Raw genomic sequence first — 261 nt, forward strand, 5'->3', positions numbered from 1 at the left:
CGTCGAACGTTGCCTCGCTTCAGGCACCGCTTGAACACAAAGCCCGCGGGCAGGCCGTGGATCTCTTTTACCGTGCCCGGTCGTTGGAGGACGAGGACATCGACGCCGCCGAATCTGCCTATCGCGAGGCGCTTGTCCGGGTGCCAGACTATACCGACGCATCGCTGAACCTTGGCGGCATCCTGATGGACACCGAGCGATTCGATGACGCGATCGCCGTCTACCGCGACGCGCTTCGGTACAAACCGGACGACCCTGTGT

1 protein-coding gene is annotated in these 261 nt (G+C 62.8%); it reads left to right on the plus strand.

Annotated features, from left to right (window positions below; genetic code table 11):
• The coding region (locus NCR93_RS31745; protein ID WP_250532475.1) for a tetratricopeptide repeat protein at positions 1-261 on the plus strand (261 nt) is incomplete at both ends.

The organism is Caballeronia sp. ATUFL_F1_KS39, from assembly GCF_023630985.1.
GTDB classification, from domain to species: domain Bacteria; phylum Pseudomonadota; class Gammaproteobacteria; order Burkholderiales; family Burkholderiaceae; genus Caballeronia; species Caballeronia zhejiangensis.